General features: G+C 41.5%; 14 protein-coding genes, 1 other RNA gene and 1 CRISPR repeat array. Of the genes, 13 read left to right on the top strand and 2 right to left on the bottom strand.

Annotated features, from left to right (window positions below):
* Nucleotides 1–7 precede the first annotated feature (7 nt).
* Together A6B41_RS06490 and ycaO are read right to left on the bottom strand one after the other, a co-directional pair.
* Nucleotides 8–988 carry a putative oxygenase MesX gene (locus A6B41_RS06490; RefSeq protein ID WP_027074451.1) on the bottom strand — a complete coding sequence of 327 codons (981 nt, stop codon included), beginning with the start codon at nt 986–988 and terminating at the stop codon, nt 8–10.
* 161 nt (nt 989–1,149) lie between these two features.
* Nucleotides 1,150–2,913 (bottom strand): 30S ribosomal protein S12 methylthiotransferase accessory factor YcaO, encoded by a 1,764-nt coding sequence (gene ycaO / locus A6B41_RS06485; protein WP_027074452.1) that lies wholly within the window; start codon nt 2,911–2,913, stop codon nt 1,150–1,152.
* A gap of 220 nt (nt 2,914–3,133) precedes the next feature.
* On the opposite strand from ycaO, the gene A6B41_RS06480 reads away from it, so the two are divergent.
* The 13 genes from A6B41_RS06480 (at nt 3,134) to A6B41_RS06420 (ending at nt 19,046) form a co-directional block, all read left to right on the top strand.
* Nucleotides 3,134–5,398 carry a CRISPR-associated helicase/endonuclease Cas3 gene (locus A6B41_RS06480; RefSeq protein WP_027074453.1) on the top strand — a complete coding sequence of 755 codons (2,265 nt, stop codon included), beginning with the start codon at nt 3,134–3,136 and terminating at the stop codon, nt 5,396–5,398.
* A gap of 65 nt (nt 5,399–5,463) precedes the next feature.
* On the top strand, nt 5,464–5,778 hold the full coding sequence (locus A6B41_RS06475) for an AAA family ATPase (RefSeq protein WP_027074454.1): 315 nt from the start codon (nt 5,464–5,466) through the stop codon (nt 5,776–5,778).
* 84 nt (nt 5,779–5,862) lie between these two features.
* Nucleotides 5,863–7,293 carry an ATP-dependent nuclease gene (locus A6B41_RS06470; RefSeq protein WP_027074455.1) on the top strand — a complete coding sequence of 477 codons (1,431 nt, stop codon included), beginning with the start codon at nt 5,863–5,865 and terminating at the stop codon, nt 7,291–7,293.
* 74 nt (nt 7,294–7,367) lie between these two features.
* Nucleotides 7,368–8,042: a type I-C CRISPR-associated protein Cas5c gene (gene cas5c / locus A6B41_RS06465; protein ID WP_027074456.1), complete on the top strand. Its 675-nt coding sequence runs from the start codon at nt 7,368–7,370 to the stop codon at nt 8,040–8,042.
* Nucleotides 8,039–9,913 (top strand): type I-C CRISPR-associated protein Cas8c/Csd1, encoded by a 1,875-nt coding sequence (gene cas8c, locus A6B41_RS06460; RefSeq protein WP_027074457.1) that lies wholly within the window; start codon nt 8,039–8,041, stop codon nt 9,911–9,913. Before cas5c ends, cas8c begins: the two co-directional genes overlap by 4 nt.
* A gap of 10 nt (nt 9,914–9,923) precedes the next feature.
* Nucleotides 9,924–10,787: a type I-C CRISPR-associated protein Cas7/Csd2 gene (gene cas7c, locus A6B41_RS06455; protein ID WP_032847434.1), complete on the top strand. Its 864-nt coding sequence runs from the start codon at nt 9,924–9,926 to the stop codon at nt 10,785–10,787.
* Nucleotides 10,787–11,443 (top strand): CRISPR-associated protein Cas4, encoded by a 657-nt coding sequence (gene cas4, locus A6B41_RS06450; protein ID WP_050436783.1) that lies wholly within the window; start codon nt 10,787–10,789, stop codon nt 11,441–11,443. Before cas7c ends, cas4 begins: the two co-directional genes overlap by 1 nt.
* 67 nt (nt 11,444–11,510) lie before the next feature.
* Nucleotides 11,511–13,208 (top strand): hypothetical protein, encoded by a 1,698-nt coding sequence (locus tag A6B41_RS06445; protein WP_167325178.1) that lies wholly within the window; start codon nt 11,511–11,513, stop codon nt 13,206–13,208.
* Between the two features lie 89 nt (nt 13,209–13,297).
* Complete coding sequence (gene cas1c, locus A6B41_RS06440) at nt 13,298–14,311, top strand: type I-C CRISPR-associated endonuclease Cas1c (protein ID WP_027074461.1); 1,014 nt, start codon at nt 13,298–13,300, stop codon at nt 14,309–14,311.
* A gap of 51 nt (nt 14,312–14,362) precedes the next feature.
* Complete coding sequence (gene cas2, locus A6B41_RS06435; RefSeq protein ID WP_027074462.1) at nt 14,363–14,656, top strand: CRISPR-associated endonuclease Cas2; 294 nt, start codon at nt 14,363–14,365, stop codon at nt 14,654–14,656.
* Between the two features lie 199 nt (nt 14,657–14,855).
* Nucleotides 14,856–16,829: direct repeats of the CRISPR family, unit length 32 nt; unit sequence GCAGCCACCTTCGCGTGGCTGTGAGTTGAAAC.
* A 137-nt stretch (nt 16,830–16,966) separates the two neighbouring features.
* An RNA gene (gene rnpB, locus A6B41_RS06430) (RNase P RNA component class A) lies at nt 16,967–17,366 on the top strand.
* A gap of 58 nt (nt 17,367–17,424) precedes the next feature.
* Nucleotides 17,425–18,066, top strand: a complete 642-nt coding sequence (locus A6B41_RS06425) for a DUF1007 family protein (RefSeq protein ID WP_027074463.1) — start codon at nt 17,425–17,427, stop codon at nt 18,064–18,066.
* Nucleotides 18,057–19,046 (top strand): nickel/cobalt transporter, encoded by a 990-nt coding sequence (locus tag A6B41_RS06420; RefSeq protein ID WP_027074464.1) that lies wholly within the window; start codon nt 18,057–18,059, stop codon nt 19,044–19,046. The genes A6B41_RS06425 and A6B41_RS06420 overlap by 10 nt, the downstream gene beginning before the upstream one ends.
* Nucleotides 19,047–19,091 lie beyond the last annotated feature (45 nt).

The raw sequence follows: 19,091 nt of genomic DNA, 5'->3' as shown, positions 1-19,091 counted from the left end.
CCCTGCATTATTTTTCGTTTAACCAAGCCTCTAAAATCGCTTTGTACGGATTGATAAAATGCGCTTCGGCATATTTACCTTGCTTGATCGCCAGTTGAGTACGCTCCACACGGTCGTATTCCACTTTGGTAACAGAGTAGTCTTGGTAGGTTAGGCTACCTTTGTACACCTGTCCCGCCACCGAGTTCGCATTGTAAATCTCCGGACGGTAGATTTTTTGGAACGCTTCCATCGTGGCAATTGTGCTGATTAGCTCTAAGTTAGTGTAATCATTGAGCAAGTCGGCATTCTCATCAAAGTAGAACGCATACGGTGCAACGGATTTTGGCGGCATAAAGTAACGCACTTTTAAGCCCATTTTCGCAAAATACGCATCGGTTAATGAATAGCTATCTTGAAGATACTCCACGCCCAAAATCGGGTGAACGTTGGTGGTTCTGGTGTAGGTGCGGGTGGTCGCTACGCTTAAACAGATCACCGGCGGTTTGCTGTATTTTGCTTTGTAGGCAGGTGATGCCAATAAATGTTTGAACAGCTTGCCGTGTAACTCGCCGTAGCCTTCCGGCACGGTAAATTCCGGTTTGTCTTTGTTGTGATCGAGCAGCAGAACGCTAAAATCGTAGTCACGCACGAACGAAGAGAAGTTGTTACCCACAATGCCGTCAATGGTTTTGCCGGTTTGGTGATCGACTACATAGGTTTTAAGCCATTCAAGTGCTGGGAAAAACTCGCCTTTGCCCTCAACGTCAATGTCCATTGAAACAATGTCTAATTTGACGGAATAACGATCCGACGTTGGGTTATCCCAATCCGCCAAATCATTGAAACGCTTATTGATCATCGCAATCGCATTTTGTAGGTTTTCTTTACGGTTTTCGCCACGGGCAAGGTTAGCAAAGTTAGTGGTTAAACGGGTGCTTTGTGCTTCCGGTTGGTAGTTTTCATCAAATTCAAGTGTGTGCACACGGCATTCAAAATTGGTTGTCATTTTTCACCTTCTTATTTTTATGTTTGTTTCTAAAGATGATTCATTGAACCATAAATTTTTGTTGAATAAAAATGATATATTTTTGAAAGGAATATGAAATAAATTCATATTCTAGGTGTGAGAATAAATTTAAGGGGCTAAGCCCCCTTGTATTTTCGCGATTATCTTGCAATCGGGTTTACTTTCGCTTTTTGCAGTTTGCGGTAAGCATTGAGTAATTTTTGATGTGCTGCCATATTTTCTAGGCTTTCATCAGAGGCGGTTAAGCCGACAAACGGATTACCGCCGGTGATTGCCGACCAAGCGGATTCCACCGCTTGAGTACCGTACATTTTCTCAAAGACACGACGATATTGCTCAGGCTCGCGGCTTTCATCTAAGAATAATTCGATAGATTGAATTAAGCAACGATAGTAGTTGTTACGTTCAGCGGTAAAGACACTTGCGTTCATATTTGCCGTCCAGTTCGCCCAGTCTAATGCTTGCTCTAAGTTGCCTAATGCAAGGTGAAGCATTGATTTTAATTCACCAATACGCAAGGTTTGCAATGCTGACCCTTTTTCAGCCACCACACCGATAAATTCACGCACACGGGTTAAATCATCAATGCCTTGCTCGTCTAGTTCATCTAATAACTCTTGATAAGTCTCAGCATCATGGTGGAAATGTGGCAGATCCAATAAAATCTCACGCCAATCCATACCCATATTGTTGTTAGCGTAAATTAAATCATCGCTTGGGTAAATGTTAGACATTCCCGGTGCTAAAATACGGCAGGCATACACGCCTAAATGCTCGTAATCCATAATATACACAGGCTGATTATGCTTATTGAAAATTGCCATCATACTATTAAATTCTTCTTCGGTGGTGCCGGAGAAATCCCAGTGTACAAATGGATAGTCTGCATCACGTTTGAAAAGATCCCAAGAAATTAGACCGCTTGAATCAATAAAATGAGTTTCAAGGTTGGCGTGATCGGCAACATCTTCATTATTAAACGATGGCGGAGCAAATACATCTAAATCTTTTAAGCTACGCCCTTGTAATAATTCGGTGACAGTACGCTCAAATGCCACTTGGAAATTCGGGTGAGCACCAAACGAGGCAAAGCAGGTGCCGTTTTGCGGATTAAATAAAATCACACAAATTACCGGGAATTCGCCACCTAACGAAGCATCGTAACAAAGAATCGGGAAGCCTTCTTGCTCTAATTTTTCAATCGAAGCCTTGATAGTTGGGTAGCCGTCAATCACCTTTTGTGGAATTTCCGGCAGGCTAATTGCTTCAGTAATAATGCGGTTTTTCACAAAACGCTCGAATACTTCGGATAAGCCTTGTACACGAGCTTCATTTTTGCTGTTACCCGCCGACATACCGTTAGATACAAACAAGTTGCCGATAATGCTCTGCGGAATATAAACAGTTTGATTATCAGATTGGCGAACATAAGGCAGAGTCACAATACCACGATCATAATTGCCTGATTGCAAATCAACTAATAATTCAGGCATTAGCTCACCGTTGGGATCAAAATATTCCCACAGGAATTCGTCCATCATCTCCGGTGGTGGAATTTCTTCATCTTCAATCGGGAACCATTTTTCGGTTGGATAATGCACGAAATCAGCATTAGCTAATTCCTGCCCTAAATAGAAATCTGCCCAGAAATAGTTGCTGGATAAACGCTCAAAATATTCGCCTAATGCTGAGGCAAGAGCCGCTTTCTTGCTCGCTCCTTTACCGTTGGTGAAACATTGTGGGCAATCCACATCACGAATATGCACCGACCATACATTCGGCACAGGGTTTAACCAAGAAGCTTCCTCAATGTTAAAGCCTAATGTTTTTAATTTATGTTGGAAAGTGGAGATACTGTCTTCAAGTGCAGCATCTTTACCGGTAATAAAGGTTTGTTCAGTCATCATTTACCTTAAAATGGATGTTTAAAAATGCGGTATTCTAACAAAAAATGAAGAGAAAAGGAGAAGTTAATTTATAAGAATTAGTTATAGGTTATTAGCTCAAAGTTTTTATATGAAGTTTGATATAAATTAATATTCTTAAGGAATATGCTATTTAATTTTTTGTATGAATGAAAGTATAATTCTATAGCTTTTATATCAATGATTAATAGGTGGCTGAATGAATTTAAAAATCTACTACGCCCACTCAACTCAAAATAATGACTATTCAAAATGGCAAACCCTCAAAAGCCACACTGAAAATGTCGGCTCTTTAGCAGCAGGCTTTGCTCAATTTTTCGGTGCTCAAGAAATGGCTTATCACACCGGGATTTTGCATGATTTGGGCAAATACAGCGAGGCGTTTGATAAACGCTTACACGGTGGGAAATCGGTGGATCATGCCACGGCCGGTGCGAAAATTGCAGAGGAGCAGTGGGGCATGGTGGGTAAACTGATGGCGTATTGCATTGCAGGGCATCATGCGGGTTTGGCCAACGGTGCGGGCGAGGGCGACAATCGGCGCACTTTAAAGCAGCGGCTGGCTTTGCAATTTTCCGATGAAATTCCACCGCTTGATGAGGTTTGGCAGCAAGAAATTCCCCTTCCTTCTCAACTTCCCTCCCCGCCGCTCAAAGCCGATTCCCATCACCCTTATTTCTCTTATGCGTTTTTCACGCGCATGCTCTATTCTTGTTTGGTAGATGCCGATTATTTGGACACCGAATCTTTCTATGCGGCAGCAGAAAATAAGCCGATTGAGCGTGGTGCTTATCCTGATTTGAACACCCTACAACAAGCCTTTCAGGATTTTCTTACGTCATTCAGACGGCCTGCCGATACGCCGCAAACCGAATCCGAAAAACGCCGTGCCAAGCTCAATCAATTACGCAGTGAAATTCTTGATTACGCCGTGGGCCAAGCGGGGCAAGAAAAAGGCTTGTTCAGCCTAACCGTGCCAACGGGCGGCGGTAAAACCTTTACTTCGATGGCATTTGCTTTGGAACACGCCAAATTGCACGGCATGCGGCGCGTGATTTATGTAATTCCCTTCACCAGCATTATTGAACAAAACGCTGCTGAGTTCCGTAAAGCTTTTGGAGAGTTTGGTGAAAGTGCAGTATTGGAGCATCACAGTACTTTTGACGACAGCAAACTAAAAGACCAAACCAGTAAAGACAAATTACGCTTGGCTTCGGAAAATTGGGATATGCCGATTGTTGTAACCACCGCAGTGCAGTTTTTTGAATCTTTATTTGCCGACCGCTCCTCACGCTGCCGCAAATTACACAACATCACAGGCAGCGTGATTATTCTTGATGAAGCACAAATGTTACCGCTCAAATTATTGCTGCCGATTATGCAGGCGATTAAAGAATTGGCACAAAATTATCATTGCTCCATCGTGTTATGCACCGCCACACAGCCAGCGGTGCAAGCCGAGCACGGTTTTTATCGCGGCTTGGAAAATGTGCGCGAAATTGCCCCCAATCCCACCGCGCTTTTTGAGGCTTTGCATCGAACCACAGTGCAGCATATCGGCAAACAAAGCGATGCCGATTTGCTTACCAAAATCACAGACCATCCGCAACTGCTGATTATCGTCAATAACCGCCGCCATGCCCGCAGTTTGTATGATGATGCCAAGCATTTGGACGGTGTGTTTCATCTAACGACCTTAATGTGTGCCAAACACCGCAGCCAAGTGCTGGCAACCATCAAAGGCCGTCTGAAAAACGGTGAGCCTTGCCGTGTGATTGCCACTTCCTTAATTGAAGCCGGCGTGGATGTGGACTTCCCATTGGTGATGCGTGCCGAAGCCGGGCTTGATTCTGTTGCCCAAGCCGCGGGGCGCTGCAACCGTGAAGGAAAAAGGTCACCTGAAGAGAGTTTTGTCTGGGTATTCCAAGCCGAAGAACAGTGGAAAATGCCGCCCGAATTGGACTTACTTTCGTCGGCCATGCGTTCGGTTGTACGGCACTATGCCGATGATTTGCTCTCGATTGAAGCCATGACGAAATATTTTTCAGAAGTGTATGAGCAAAAAGGAAAAGAATTGGACGGCAAAAACATTTTGACCATGCACCACAAAGCAGGCAACAGCTTGGATTTTCCGTTCCAAACCATCGCCAAAGAATTTCAAATGATTGAAAGCCATATGCAGCCGCTGCTGATTCCGTTTAACAAAGAAGCCGAAAGCCTGATTGAAACCTTGCACCACGCCGACCAAATCGGCGGCTTACTGCGAAAATTACAGCCTTATACGGTGCAAATTCCAAAAAGTGCGATGGATAAGCTCTATAAAGAACACAGAATCGAGCTGATTAACGCCACCACTTTTGGCGAACAGTTTTATGCGCTGATTGGCATGGATTTGTATGATGAAGTGGCGGGGTTTAGTTGGGGGGATCTGGGGTTTTTGAGGGTAGAGGGATTGATTATGTAATACAGTAAACAGACTTAACTTTTAAACACTTTCCATTAACTATTTCTTATATGAGGAATACTATTATGAGTAGATCACATCTTGTACGTATGCACATTGAAAATATTGGTTGTATTGGCAATGAAGGAGTAACAATAGAGTTGGATGATATTGTATGCCTAGTTGGTGCAAACAATGCGGGTAAAACCACTGTTTTGAGGGCCTATGAATTAGCTATTTTACAGGAGAAGTTGAATATTGAAGATTTTAATCACAATTCTAATGGGAAGCCTGCAATAGTAGAGTTATGGGTGCATATACCGGAAAATGCAGCAAATGTTGATGAAAAATGGAAAGAAAAAACTGCTGATGGATTATTGCTTGTTCGATCGAAATGGTAATGGCCAATTGAGGGAGGCAAGCCAACAAGATATACATGGGATCCTATAAAACAGGAATATTCAGAAGATGGTAAAGCAGCAGGCTTGGATAACGTATTTAATAGTCGTCTGCCTAAACCATTTAGAATAGGATCTCTGGATAATCCGCAGGAGGAGCATAAGAAATTATTGACGTTAGTTTTAGAACCAATAATTAATAAATATAGAGAGGTTATGAAGGATAAAAATTCTGAATTAAGTTCCAAGATTAGAGAGCTAACGGAATTAGCTTGTAAGCCTATATCAGATATGAGTGAAGATATTGATAAAATACAAAAAGAGATTACTAAATCATATAGTAAAGTTTTTAGTAATTCTGGTATTAATCTTAATATTGGTATAAGTGATATTGGTTTTGACCCAGAAAAATTATTATTATCAGGGTCTAGAATTGATGTTACTGAAAGTAGTAGTTCTGTTCGCTGGGATCAGCAAGGTACTGGGTCACAAAGAGCACTTTTTTGGTCTATTCTTCAGGTGAGATCTGTTCTTAACCAGATTTCAGATATTCGGAAAGAACTACAAAAGTTAAAAGCTAAAAAATCTCTCAATGCAAAAGATAACGAGAGAATGGTTATTCTTGAAAATAAGTTATCTCAGAATGTTTCAGATGAAACTTTTTTGCCTGGATATATGCTATTAATTGATGAGCCTGAGACAGCCTTACATCCTTCAGCCGTCCGTGCGGCTAAAGAGTATTTATATGGATTGGCAAATGAGGCTGGTTGGCAAGTTATGCTTAGCATACACCACCCAGCATTTGTAGATCCATTAAAAGATCATACGACCATTGTTAGGTTACATCATCTAAATAAACACGTATCCCCTAATATTTATAAATCAGATAAAATGGATTTTAATAATGAAGAAAAGGACAACTTAAAAGCATTGATGGTTTTTGATTCAAATGTTTCTGAGATCTTTTTTGGAAATAAAGTAGTTATAGTTGAAGGGGATACGGAATTTGCTTCATTTCATGAAGTGATGAATATAAATTTTGAAAAATATCCAACAGAGCAGAGACCTCTTATTATTAGGGCTAGGGGAAAGGCAACGATAGCAATTTTAGTAAAAATCTTAACCCATTTTAAAATTAGTTTTTCTGTATTGCATGATATAGATTCTCCTAAAACTGGAAGTGGAGATAGACATAACCCAGCATATTCAATTAATCAAAACATTGCTAGTGCTGTTGAAAATGCTCGAAAAGAAGGGGTTGTAGTGACTTATCGTTGTTCTTGTCCAAATTTCGAAGAACATCATAATATGAAGCTTCCAAGCAAAGACAAGCCATTTGAAAGCTGGAAGGCTGTTAAAAATGATGAAAGTATCCGAACTAGCGTAGAAAACTTGCTACAAGATTTACTAGCTGAGAATCTTAATATTCCAGAAAATGATGGTTCTAAGTACGATCAAATTTTAAGAGAATGGCTTGAGAAAAATCATAAAACGGAACCTTGTTATAAATTTGATTAGCTAGATTTATTAATTATAAATATTCACCTCCCTTCGGGGAGGTGTGGGTTAACAAAATCATAGGAGAACAAAAAATGAATCGGGTACGCCTCCATATTTGGGCAGATTATGCCTGTTTTACTCGTCCTGAAATGAAGGTGGAGCGGGTGTCTTATGATGTCATCACGCCTTCTGCGGCGCGGGGGATTGTGTCGGCAATTCACTGGAAGCCGGCCATTCGCTGGGTAATTGATAAAATTTATGTGCTCAAGCCGATTCAATTTGAATCGGTGCGGCGCAATGAATTGGGCGGGAAAATTTCCGCTTCTAAAATCAGTGGTGCGATGAAGCGTAAAAATACGCAGGAGCTTTATACATTAATTGAAGAAGACCGCCAGCAACGCGCGGCAACGGTATTAAAAAATGTGGCGTATGTGATTGAAGCGCATTGTGTTTTGACGGATAAAGCCGGCGCGGAAGACAACATAACCAAGCATATTGAGATGTTCAAACGCCGTGCAGCAAAAGGGCAGTGTTTTCAGCAACCTTGCATGGGCGTGCGTGAATTTCCTGCCCTTTTTGCTTTGGTGGATGACGATGAGCCTTTGCCATTGTGTGAATTAAGCGATGCCGAGCGCAATCGTGATTTGGGTTGGATGTTGCACGATATTGATTTTGACAATGGGCATACACCGCACTTTTTCCGCGCAGAATTAAAAGATGGCGTGATTGATGTGCCGCCGTTTTATGCAGAGGAGGTCAAAAAATGATTTTATCTGCATTGGCGCGTTATTACTCGCGTTTGGCGGCTGAAAACGATCAGATGGGCAATCCCAAAGTGCCGTCTTATGGATTCAGTGAAGAAAAAATCGGCTGGGTATTGGTGCTGAATGCAAAGGGTGAGTTGGTGGATGTAGTACCAAACTTAACCGATGCTAAAAAGCTGCAGCCGAAATTAATGAGTGTGCCCAGAATAGGAGGTTCCGACAGCAATAGTATCAAGCCAAGATTTTTATGGGGGAATAGTCAGTACTTATTGGGTGTAACCGCTAAAGAGACAAAAAATCCCGATAGAACCGCTCAATGCTATAAGGCTTTTCGGGATTATCATGAAGCTTTATTGAAGCAAACTGAAGATGAAGGTTTGGTTGCGTTAAGAAAGTTTTTAGAGTTATGGCAACCAGAGATGTTTGATAATGCGCCATGCAAAAAGGACATGTTAGATGCTAACTTGGTTTTTAAACTGGATGGCGAATCTGGATATATTCATCAACGAAAAGAGTCTTTGAGGCTATGGAATCAGCAAATAGAAGGCGAAGAAATTCCAGATGGTTTTTGTTTGCTTACAGGGCAATTCTCCAAAGTTGCAGAAAAGCACCCTGTAATTAAAAATGTAGACGGTGGAAAAGCAGAGAAAATGATTGTTTCGTTTAACAAAGAAGCATTTTCTTCATTCGGAAAAGAGCAGGGTGCAAATGCCCCTGTATCGGAAATTTCCGCGTTTGCTTACACCACTGCGCTTAATTATTTGCTACGCCGTGAGAATGGGCATTGCCTGATGATTGGCGATACCAGCACAGTTTTTTGGGCTGAAGCGGCAGAAAACGCGACACAAGCGGTCAATTCTGAAGACTTTTTTGCAAAAGTACTCACGCCGCCTGATGACGAGCAAGAAGCAGAAAAGGTCTTTCATGTATTGGAACAACTGGCAAAAGGTCGCCCGTTACAAGAAATCGCCCCCGAGTTATCGCCCGATACCCGTTTTTATGTGTTGGGTTTGGCACCGAATGCCGCGCGGATTTCCATTCGTTTTTGGCTCGATACTACCTTCGGGCAGTTGGCAGAGAATTTGGCTAAATATTGGGAAGATTTAATAATTGAGCCTAAGGCTTGGAAATCTAAGCCACCATCAGTTTGGTGCATCCTTTTGGAAACTGCACCAAAACGAAAAGATGCGAATGGCCGTCTGAAAAAATCAGATAGCAAAGATATTCCTCCGCAGTTGGCTGGAGAATATACACGAGCGATTTTAACAGGTTGTTTTTATCCTAAAACAATGCTGACAAGAATGATTGGTCGTATCCGTTCAGACGGATATATCTCTGGATTGCGTGTCGCAGTAATTAAAGCAGTAATTAACCGTAACAGTTTGTACAAAGAGGAGCTTAAAATGGGATTAAATGAAGAAACCCACGATATTCCTTATCGCTTAGGACGTTTGTTTGCCATTCTTGAATTGGCACAATCTTCAGCGTTGGGTGAATTGAATGCAGGTGTTAGAGACAAATTTTATGGTGGAGCATCCAGTTCGCCGCACAGCACTTTTCCATTATTATTGGACAACTACCGTACTCATATTTCTAGCCTAAGAAAAGGCAAAAAAGCCAAATGGGTAAAAGGAGATTCTAAAAAACTAGCAAATTGGCTTGAGGGAAAGGTGGGGGAAATTATAGGTGTTTTTGATGCTGAAACTCCGTTTCCTCGCCATTTGTCTTTAGAAGAGCAAGGGCGATTTGTAGTTGGATATTATCAACAAAGATTTAAAAAATACAGCAAGCAGGAAGATAAAAATATTCCTGATGATATTGAGCAAGCTAATTACTTGAGTGATGACGGAAATACTGAAGACGATGAAAGTTAAGGAGAAAATTATGTCCATCCAAAACCGCTATGAATTTGTTTATTTGTTTGACGTGAAAAACGGTAATCCCAACGGCGACCCGGACGCAGGCAATATGCCGCGCCTTGACCCGGAATCCAGCAAAGGCTTGGTAACCGATGTGTGCTTGAAACGCAAAATCCGCAATTTCATTGAAATCAGCAGCGAAAACCAAGCGGGCTATGAAATTTACGTTAAAGAAAAAAGCGTATTAAACCTGCAAAACAAACGTGCTTATGAAGCCTTAGGCATTGAATCAGAAGCCAAAAAATTGCCCAAAGACGAAGCCAAAGCCCGCGACATCACTGCGTGGATGTGCAAAAACTTCTTTGACATTCGCACCTTTGGCGCGGTGATGACCACCGAAGTTAATAGCGGACAAGTGCGCGGCCCTGTACAACTGGCATTCGCCCAATCCATCGACCCGATTATTCCGCTCGAAGTTTCCATCACCCGCATGGCGGTAACCAACGAAAAAGACTTGGAAAAAGAACGCACGATGGGGCGCAAATACATCGTGCCTTACGCACTCTACCGCGTGCATGGCTTTATTTCTGCCAACCTTGCAGGCAAAACAGGCTTTTCCGATGAAGACGTGGCAAAACTGTGGCAAGCCCTGCAACTGATGTTCGAACACGACCGCTCTGCCGCGCGTGGCGAAATGGCGGCACGCAAACTGATTGTGTTCAAACACCAAAGCCCTTTGGGCAATGAGCCTGCCCATAAATTGTTTGAACGCGTGAAAGTCGAGCGCGTCAATGGCGAAAGCGGCACACCGGCAACCGAATTTGGCGACTACACCATCAGCATTGATTCAGACGGCCTAAACGGCGTGGAAATTCAAGAGCTGCTGTAATGCCAAATTTGCAAAAAACCGAGCAAAACCGACCGCTTGTGGCGGAAAGCGAAGCTTTCATCGTTTCCCTTTCCGCCCTGCAACACCACGCCTTCTGCCCGCGTCAATGTGCGTTGATACACAACGAACAGGCGTGGGCAGAAAACTATCTCACCGCCCAAGGCCGCGTGTTGCATGAACGCGTTGATGGCGGCGAACCCGAAACCCGCAAAGGCGTGCGCTATGAACGCAGCGTGCATCTCTCCGCCGAACGCTTGGGGCTCACAGGCATTGCCGATATGGTCGAACACGACTTAAAAACAGGCCGTCTGAAACCTGTGGAATACAAACGCGGCAAGCCCAAACCCACCGCCATCGACGAAATCCAACTCTGCGCCCAAGCACTGTGTTTGGAAGAAATGACGGGGCAAACCATCGAAGAAGGCGCACTGTGGTATATGCAAACCCGCCATCGCGTGCGGGTGGTGTTTTCAGACGGCCTGAGAAAACAAACGCTGGACACCATTGCCCAAGTCCGCGAACTGTTAAAGAGTGGTAAAACCCCACCACCCGAATACGGCAAACATTGCAAAGCCTGCTCGCTCTTGGAGATTTGCCAGCCGAAGTTGTTGGAGAAAGATAGGTCGGTGGGGTATGTGGAGAGATTATTTGAATAAATCAGGTATTCATCTTATTTAATCATTTAATACAGGGAATTGGGCTATGCATTGGTTTGAATGCTTAATGAATAATTTAAACGAGGTAGAGCGTGAAAAGAGGACGTTTATCTTATCACTTATTAATAACCCTATTGGAATCTCGGAAACAGATATTAAAAAATACCTCCCAATCGACTTGGGAAGAAATTTATGTATGCTTAAAAAATATACTTTATCTAGTTTAAGAGATAGAAAATGTTTTGTTAGTAGGCAGATAGAAAGATTTGGAATAAATTCATATGTATTAAATAGTGAGGGGAAAGAACAAATCATTGATAATTACAAATTTATAGAAAATGATTATCGTGAAAGAATAAAGGAGGATTTGGTTAAAAACAATCTTCCTGGCTGGGATAAATTATCATATCAAAATTTAGTTAGCCTTTATGCTTTTTATGCTTTCAGTGAATTTGTTTTCTATGTTTTGTTGGGAGCTATAGAAAAATCTGGTAATAGAAAGTATAAAATAAATGAAGAATACCTAGATTCTTATAAAATGGTTTGGTTTTCTCGATACTTTGCCCAACAAAGTCATTTTTCTGATTTAATTTTTAGAAAAGAAATTAGTGGGATTGTAACCTCAAGAAATTCTGATTTATTTCATAATTTTATAGATGTGATTTTAGATAAATACATAAGTTTTCATCCGGATTATATAGAATATTTGGATTATAACGATAGTAAAATTTTTTCAGATATGAGAAGTTTGGTCGAGATAGTTTCTTTTTTATCTTTTCAACATGGTATTGATCAACATAGTGTTGAGACTATACATAACCAGAAGTTAACTATTGATAAATGTAAGTTAAGTAAATTTGGGTTTTATGAAAATGAGATTAAGCTGCTTTTTAAAGTTATGAATGATTTAGGAGTGTGTGAACATGATCGAATAGCAACGGAATTAGACAACGGCCTGATAAAAATAAATGATATTAATTTAAAGTTTGCAATTAAAACAGTTTCATCTGGTTATTTAACCAATATGAAGAAAGTGGGTAAATGGTTTGAGAATGGGTATGTTCTAAAGTATTTGAAAGATAAACTCAGTAGTGATCGATTTGTGGTAACAGATGGTGTAAATGATCCTAAAGAGAAATATGATGCAGATGTTATTATTTACGATAAGATATCTAATCTAATTTATTTTTGTCAAATTAAGCATAGAATAACTACGATACATACTTTTTTTAGAGATGAATTTAATGAGTATTGCAGAAATGAATCATTAAATCATGGCGTAGAGCAATTATGCTCATTAAGGTCAAAAATATTAACAGTAAAAGTTAGGGAACGTCTTATATCAAGGCTTGGGAAAAAAATTATTGGCAAGCTAAATATAGAAAGAAATTGTAGATTTATTCTACTACATTCTATTGAGAATCTGGATATGTGTACTAAAAATGGTATATCAATGTATGAATGGAATACTTTCAGAAACCTGCTTCAAGGGAGAATATCCTATTTTAAGAATAAAGATTTTTATAATATGGATTATAACAATGCCTTAATTGATTTTTCAGATATAAAAAATGTTCAAGATTATTTAATTAAAGAAATCCAGAAATCTTCTGATAATCTAGGCAGCACCCTTGGTCCAGCGAAAGAGTGGGAAATGTTAAATGGTGCAAGAGTTTCATTCATGTTTAATACATCTATTCGTTGTATGAATAGATCTTTCTTTACATCGAAATGGACATTTTGGGATACTCCACTAATCATTTAATATTTAGAATATTTGTACGCAAGTCACTATTTTAGTGGAGTATCAACTAAACGCAAAAGTGCGGTCAAAATCAAAGGAGTTTTCCAACCATGCGCAAGCTGCAAAATACCCTCTACATCACTACCCAAGGCAGTTATCTCCACAAAGAACGCGAAACTTTGGTGGTGGAGCAAGAGCGCAAAAAAGTGGCGCAGTTGCCGGTGCATTCGATGGGGCATATTTTCTGTTTTGGTAATGTGCTGGTATCGCTGTTTTTATTGGGGTTTTGTGGGGAAAATAACGTCAATGTCGCGTTTTTTAGCGAAAATGGCCGCTTTTTAGCCCGCTTGCAAGGGCGGCAGAGTGGAAATGTGCTTTTGCGGCGGGCGCAGTATAGACGCTCAGAAGAAACCCCGATTTCGATTGCCCGCAACATTATTGCGGCGAAAATCCAAGCATCAAAACGCGTGTTGCAACGCCGCTTGCGTAATCATGGAGACTGTGAACCCGTAGAAAATGCAATTAGCGCATTGAATATCAGCCTCAAGCAGCTGCAAAAAGCGGATAATTTAGATCTGATTCGGGGTATTGAAGGCGAAGCAGCTTCCCGATATTTTGGTGTGTTCCATCATCTTTTAAGTGATCAGTGTGGTTTTACGTTTGATGGGAGAAATCGTCGTCCTCCTCGTGATGGCGTCAATGCGCTTTTGTCATTCCTATACAGTGTTTTAGGCAAAGATATCAGTGGGGCATTGCAAGGTGTGGGGTTGGATCCGCAAGTCGGTTTTCTACATGCCGATCGACCGGGCCGAGACAGTTTGGCGCAGGATATTTTGGAAGAATTCCGCGCGTGGTGGGTGGATAGAATGGTGCTGTCGCTGATTAACCGCCGCCAAATCAAACCAGATGATTTTATTTATGAAGCTGGCGGTGCGGTGATTTTAAAACCCGAAGCACGCAAATTGATTTTTCAAGCGTGGCAAACCAAAAAGCAGGAAAAAATCATGCATCCTTATTTACAAGAAGAGGTAGAAATCGGTTTGCTCCCATATATTCAAGCGATGTTGCTTGCTCGACATTTACGCGGAGATTTGGCAGAGTATCCCCCGTTTTTAATCCGATAAGTTGTAAAAAAATCTTCAAAATTGCCCGCTTGTATTAGAGAGAATACCGCTATGATGATGCTAATTACCTACGATATTTCGTTTGACGACCCCGAAGGTCAAAAACGCCTGCGGCACATCGCCAAACATTGCCTTGATTACGGCGTACGCGCGCAATATTCGGTGTTTGAATGCGAAGTGACGCCCGACCAATGGGTCAAACTTAAACAAAAACTGCTGGCAACTTATAACCCTGAATGTGACAGCCTGCGGTTTTATCATCTAGGCAGCAAATGGCGCAATAAAGTGGAACACCACGGCGCGAAAAGGTCTGTGGATATTTTTAAAGATACGCTGATTTTATAGTATTTTTGCGATCGCTAACGGGTGGTTCTCATTAAAATGCCGTGAGGTTAGCGATTTTTATTGTTCTTTAATAATCAAAGAGTTATAAATTTTTCGTGGCACGAAAGATATTATGCTACACTTAAATAACTCCTTAGCGTTCAGGTTGGCGAATACCAGGCTCCAAAGCCTTGTAGAATAATGCTTTGAACTATAGGGAGCAGCCACCTTCGCGTGGCTGTGAGTTGAAACAGTTGGTAGATGAAAACGGCAATTTACCGTATGTGCAGCCACCTTCGCGTGGCTGTGAGTTGAAACCTAATTCATACCAATTTTCAGGGTATTCAAAACTTGGCAGCCACCTTCGCGTGGCTGTGAGTTGAAACATTTCAGAAGAACAAGACGCAATGAAAACTAATTGCAGCCACCTTCGCGTGGCTGTGAGTTGAAACCACGCAAAAAAAGCGAGGGTGGCGGTGGCGATGGTGCAGCCACCTTCGCGTGGCTGTGAGTTGAAACAGGGTTTAGTCTTTTACCAACCATTTGATTTTCAAAGCAGCCACCTTCGCGTGGCTGTGAGTTGAAACGCCATAAATCGTTTGAGGTTTAGGGTCAAAGTGTGGCAGCCACCTTCGCGTGGCTGTGAGTTGAAACCTTTATTTTAATTTACCAATTCTAACTGCCTCAACGCAGCCACCTTCGCGTGGCTGTGAGTTGAAACGTTTAATTCAAAACCTTTCTGTTGGAGTTTGAGTTGCAGCCACCTTCGCGTGGCTGTGAGTTGAAACTTGTGATCAGATTTTTGTTAGACCTTTTAAAGCTCGCAGCCACCTTCGCGTGGCTGTGAGTTGAAACCTGACGCTGTGCTTAACAAGTTGCGTAAAACAAACAGCAGCCACCTTCGCGTGGCTGTGAGTTGAAACGTTAAAGTTAATTGCAAGTCATAATTTGCTTTCTTGCAGCCACCTTCGCGTGGCTGTGAGTTGAAACACTACGTTGGGTCTTGTAGAGGGCGAATGGATTTTGCAGCCACCTTCGCGTGGCTGTGAGTTGAAACCATTTAATAGAGTTAAAAAATATACAGATTATTTGCAGCCACCTTCGCGTGGCTGTGAGTTGAAACATCTAAAACAGGCTCGAATTTTTGAGAAATAAACCGCAGCCACCTTCGCGTGGCTGTGAGTTGAAACATCAAACGAGATGAACACGGTAAAGCCGATTATACGCAGCCACCTTCGCGTGGCTGTGAGTTGAAACATTATAAACAGTATTTTGACCTAGATATGTATTGGCAGCCACCTTCGCGTGGCTGTGAGTTGAAACAGATGATTGCTCACAACGTGCCTGAGGCTAAAACGCAGCCACCTTCGCGTGGCTGTGAGTTGAAACGTTGATTCACAAATTGGGTAATCAGCAAAACCAGCGCAGCCACCTTCGCGTGGCTGTGAGTTGAAACTATGATACAAAGTGTTTCAAAATTCTGGTTACATATGCAGCCACCTTCGCGTGGCTGTGAGTTGAAACTTGTGATCAGATTTTTGTTAGACCTTTTAAAGCTCGCAGCCACCTTCGCGTGGCTGTGAGTTGAAACCTGACGCTGTGCTTAACAAGTTGCGTAAAACAAACAGCAGCCACCTTCGCGTGGCTGTGAGTTGAAACGTTAAAGTTAATTGCAAGTCATAATTTGCTTTCTTGCAGCCACCTTCGCGTGGCTGTGAGTTGAAACGTGCTAAGGAATTGACAGCAGTAGCAAACGAAGTTGCAGCCACCTTCGCGTGGCTGTGAGTTGAAACATCTACTGAATATGTGTTCCACTCATCATAAAGACAGCAGCCACCTTCGCGTGGCTGTGAGTTGAAATACGTCTCACCACTACAGATTGAGCAAGAGGGCTATGCAGCCACCTTCGCGCGGCTGTGAGTTGAAACCCGACTCAAGGCGATAAATTGCGTGCAGCGATTGGGCAGCCGCCTTCACGCAGCTGTGAGTTGAAACCACAAAAAAGGCGATACCGGCGTATCTTTAAAAGGGCTGTCGCCTTCGCACGGCTGTGAGTTGAAACAGTGTAATGGTTGTAGCAATAAATATAAAAAACGGCAGCCGCCTTCGCGCGGCTGTGAATTGAAACCTGTAGCGGACGCAGGCAGTTCAATGATTACTTTGCAGCCGCCTTCGCACGGCTGTGAGTTGAAACTGTTCCTTTCTTTTTATTTATAAAAAAATGGACGAAACTATTTTGCATTATTTTTTGTAGCAGCTTTTAGTATGGATTTCAAGATTCGGTAAGCGGTTAAATTTTTGCAAAAGTTTGTAAATCTGTTATACTTCTCTTGAGTTGGTTAGGCAATCGCTGGTTTATTGAAGCCCTTAGTGCTGTAAAGTAAAAGCCCGAAACGGGTGATAAGTGGGACAAATAAACGAGAGGAAAGTCCGAGCTACATAGGGCAGAGTGCCAGATAACGTCTGGGAGGCGTGAGCCTACGACTAGTGCAACAGAGAGCAAACCGCCGATGTACGTAAGTGCAGGTAAGGGTGAAAGGGTGCGGTAAGAGCGCACCGCGTGGGTGGCAACATTCCACGGCACGGTAAACTCCACTCGTAGCAAGACCAAATAGGAACTCAATCGGTGGCCCGCCGAGAGTTCGGGTAGGTTGCTTGAGCGTATGTGTGAATATACGCCTAGATGAATGATTGTCCGCGACAGAACTCGGCTTATCGACCAACTCACTGAATTTTGACATAGCGAACAGGGTAACTTGTTCGCTTTTTATTTTTATATGGCTGGAAAAATGAAATTAGTAAAAATATTTATTGTTGCTTGTGTTTCTTTATATGTTTCTCAAGCACTTGCTCATCCGCATTCGTTTGTTGATCTTAAAAACCGGATTATAGTAGAAGATAGTCTGTTAAAGTCTTTCCAAATGGAATGGATGTTAGATGAAATCAGTTCTTCAGAGCTGATTTACGAACTTCAAAACAGCGTAGATAAAGAGAAAACAAAAAAAGATATTACCGCTGAAATGGTGCAATCTGCTGTACAAAATCACTATTTCAGCACTTTGTATGATAGTAAAAACCAGCCGATTAAATTTACAACTAAGCCGACAGAGACCCGTTTTGATATAAAAGGAAATCGGGTTGTGTTTTATATTACCTTTCACCTAAGCAAACCTTATAATTTAAAGCAGAATCAAGCTCGCTTTTATACCTATGAGCCGAGCTATTATATTTCGATGGAATACAATAGCGCTAAGGATGTTAGCATTTCAAATACTGTCTGTAAGGCAAAATTAGTATTGCCGCAAGTTGATAGTAAACTGCGTCTTTATGCTTCAGGTTTAGACAAAAATCAATCACCGGATATACCTGAAAATGTAGATTACTCATTAGGGGCTCAATTTGCACAAAAAGTGGAGATAATATGCGAATAAATGCTAAATTTTTAGGGTGGGTAGCGGCTGGTTTATTGGCTTTTTTTGCAATTTATCAACTCTATCCGCTCATGTTATTTAAAGTGATGGAATGGCAAAAATCGTTTAATTTGCAACTTGCCAGCTCAATGAATGAATTGGGGGAAAATCAAAACAGGGCAGGTATCACCTTAGTTTTGGTTAGCTTTTTATATGGTGTCTTTCATGCGGTAGGTCCGGGGCATGGGAAATTTATTTTAAGTAGTTATCTCTCTTTTGAAAAAACAAAGCTAAACCAAGCCATGAAAATTACTTTTGCTTCTGCTTTAGTACAAGGTTTGGTTGCAATTTCACTGGTGACGGTTATCGTGGTAATTTTCACTCTGTCTCGTCAATATTTTAATGTGACGTTGAAATGGGTGGAAAGAGCCAGCTTTAGTATGATGATATTATTCGGCCTTTACTGGTGCTACCAAGTGTTTAGAGGAGTACGAAAATCAGATAAGCCGATGATTAGATCCCTTCGTCTTTCGCAAAATTCAACTAAAAAATTACCGCTTGTAACACCGAAACACCATGTACACAATGAGCATTGTGGCTGTGGACATAAACATTTACCCACTACTGATGAAATGAAAAAAGCTTCAGATTGGAAATCTCAATTAATGCTTATTTTCAGCATCGGTGCCAGACCATGTTCCGGTGCAATTTTGGTGCTTTTTCTCTCTTATACACTAAATCTCTATTTATGGGGCGTGATTGCTGCTATTACCATGGCAATAGGCACTGGTTCTACATTAACTCTGTTTGCTTATTTGGTTATTGTGGCAAGAAATAAGGCTTTTCAAATAAGCCGTTGGTATTTTTCTGCACAGATGAATCAAACATTAGTTTTATTACTGAAATTAATAATAGGTATGGCGTTAATTTTGTTAGGAGCTAGCTTATTTCATGGCAGCTTTATTGAAACTGAAAGTGGAGGCAGTTTATTTAGACGTTAATTTTTTATAGAAAAAATTAATAAAAACCATTAAAAAATCTTTTCA

The organism is Mannheimia granulomatis (assembly GCF_013377255.1).
Taxonomy (GTDB): domain Bacteria; phylum Pseudomonadota; class Gammaproteobacteria; order Enterobacterales; family Pasteurellaceae; genus Mannheimia; species Mannheimia granulomatis.
Note: the sequence above shows the minus strand (reverse complement) of the source record. Positions and strands in the feature narration are given on the sequence as shown.

Coding starts and splice junctions, on each gene's coding strand:
- cas7c (WP_032847434.1), top strand. CDS start 9,924: ATGTCCATCCAAAACCGCTATGAATTTGTTTATTTGTTTGACGTGAAA.
- cas2 (WP_027074462.1), top strand. CDS start 14,363: ATGATGATGCTAATTACCTACGATATTTCGTTTGACGACCCCGAAGGT.
- cas5c (WP_027074456.1), top strand. CDS start 7,368: ATGAATCGGGTACGCCTCCATATTTGGGCAGATTATGCCTGTTTTACT.
- ycaO (WP_027074452.1), bottom strand. CDS start 2,913: ATGACTGAACAAACCTTTATTACCGGTAAAGATGCTGCACTTGAAGAC.
- A6B41_RS06490 (WP_027074451.1), bottom strand. CDS start 988: ATGACAACCAATTTTGAATGCCGTGTGCACACACTTGAATTTGATGAA.
- A6B41_RS06420 (WP_027074464.1), top strand. CDS start 18,057: ATGCGAATAAATGCTAAATTTTTAGGGTGGGTAGCGGCTGGTTTATTG.
- A6B41_RS06480 (WP_027074453.1), top strand. CDS start 3,134: ATGAATTTAAAAATCTACTACGCCCACTCAACTCAAAATAATGACTAT.
- A6B41_RS06445 (WP_167325178.1), top strand. CDS start 11,511: ATGAATAATTTAAACGAGGTAGAGCGTGAAAAGAGGACGTTTATCTTA.
- A6B41_RS06475 (WP_027074454.1), top strand. CDS start 5,464: ATGAGTAGATCACATCTTGTACGTATGCACATTGAAAATATTGGTTGT.
- cas4 (WP_050436783.1), top strand. CDS start 10,787: ATGCCAAATTTGCAAAAAACCGAGCAAAACCGACCGCTTGTGGCGGAA.
- A6B41_RS06425 (WP_027074463.1), top strand. CDS start 17,425: ATGAAATTAGTAAAAATATTTATTGTTGCTTGTGTTTCTTTATATGTT.
- cas8c (WP_027074457.1), top strand. CDS start 8,039: ATGATTTTATCTGCATTGGCGCGTTATTACTCGCGTTTGGCGGCTGAA.
- cas1c (WP_027074461.1), top strand. CDS start 13,298: ATGCGCAAGCTGCAAAATACCCTCTACATCACTACCCAAGGCAGTTAT.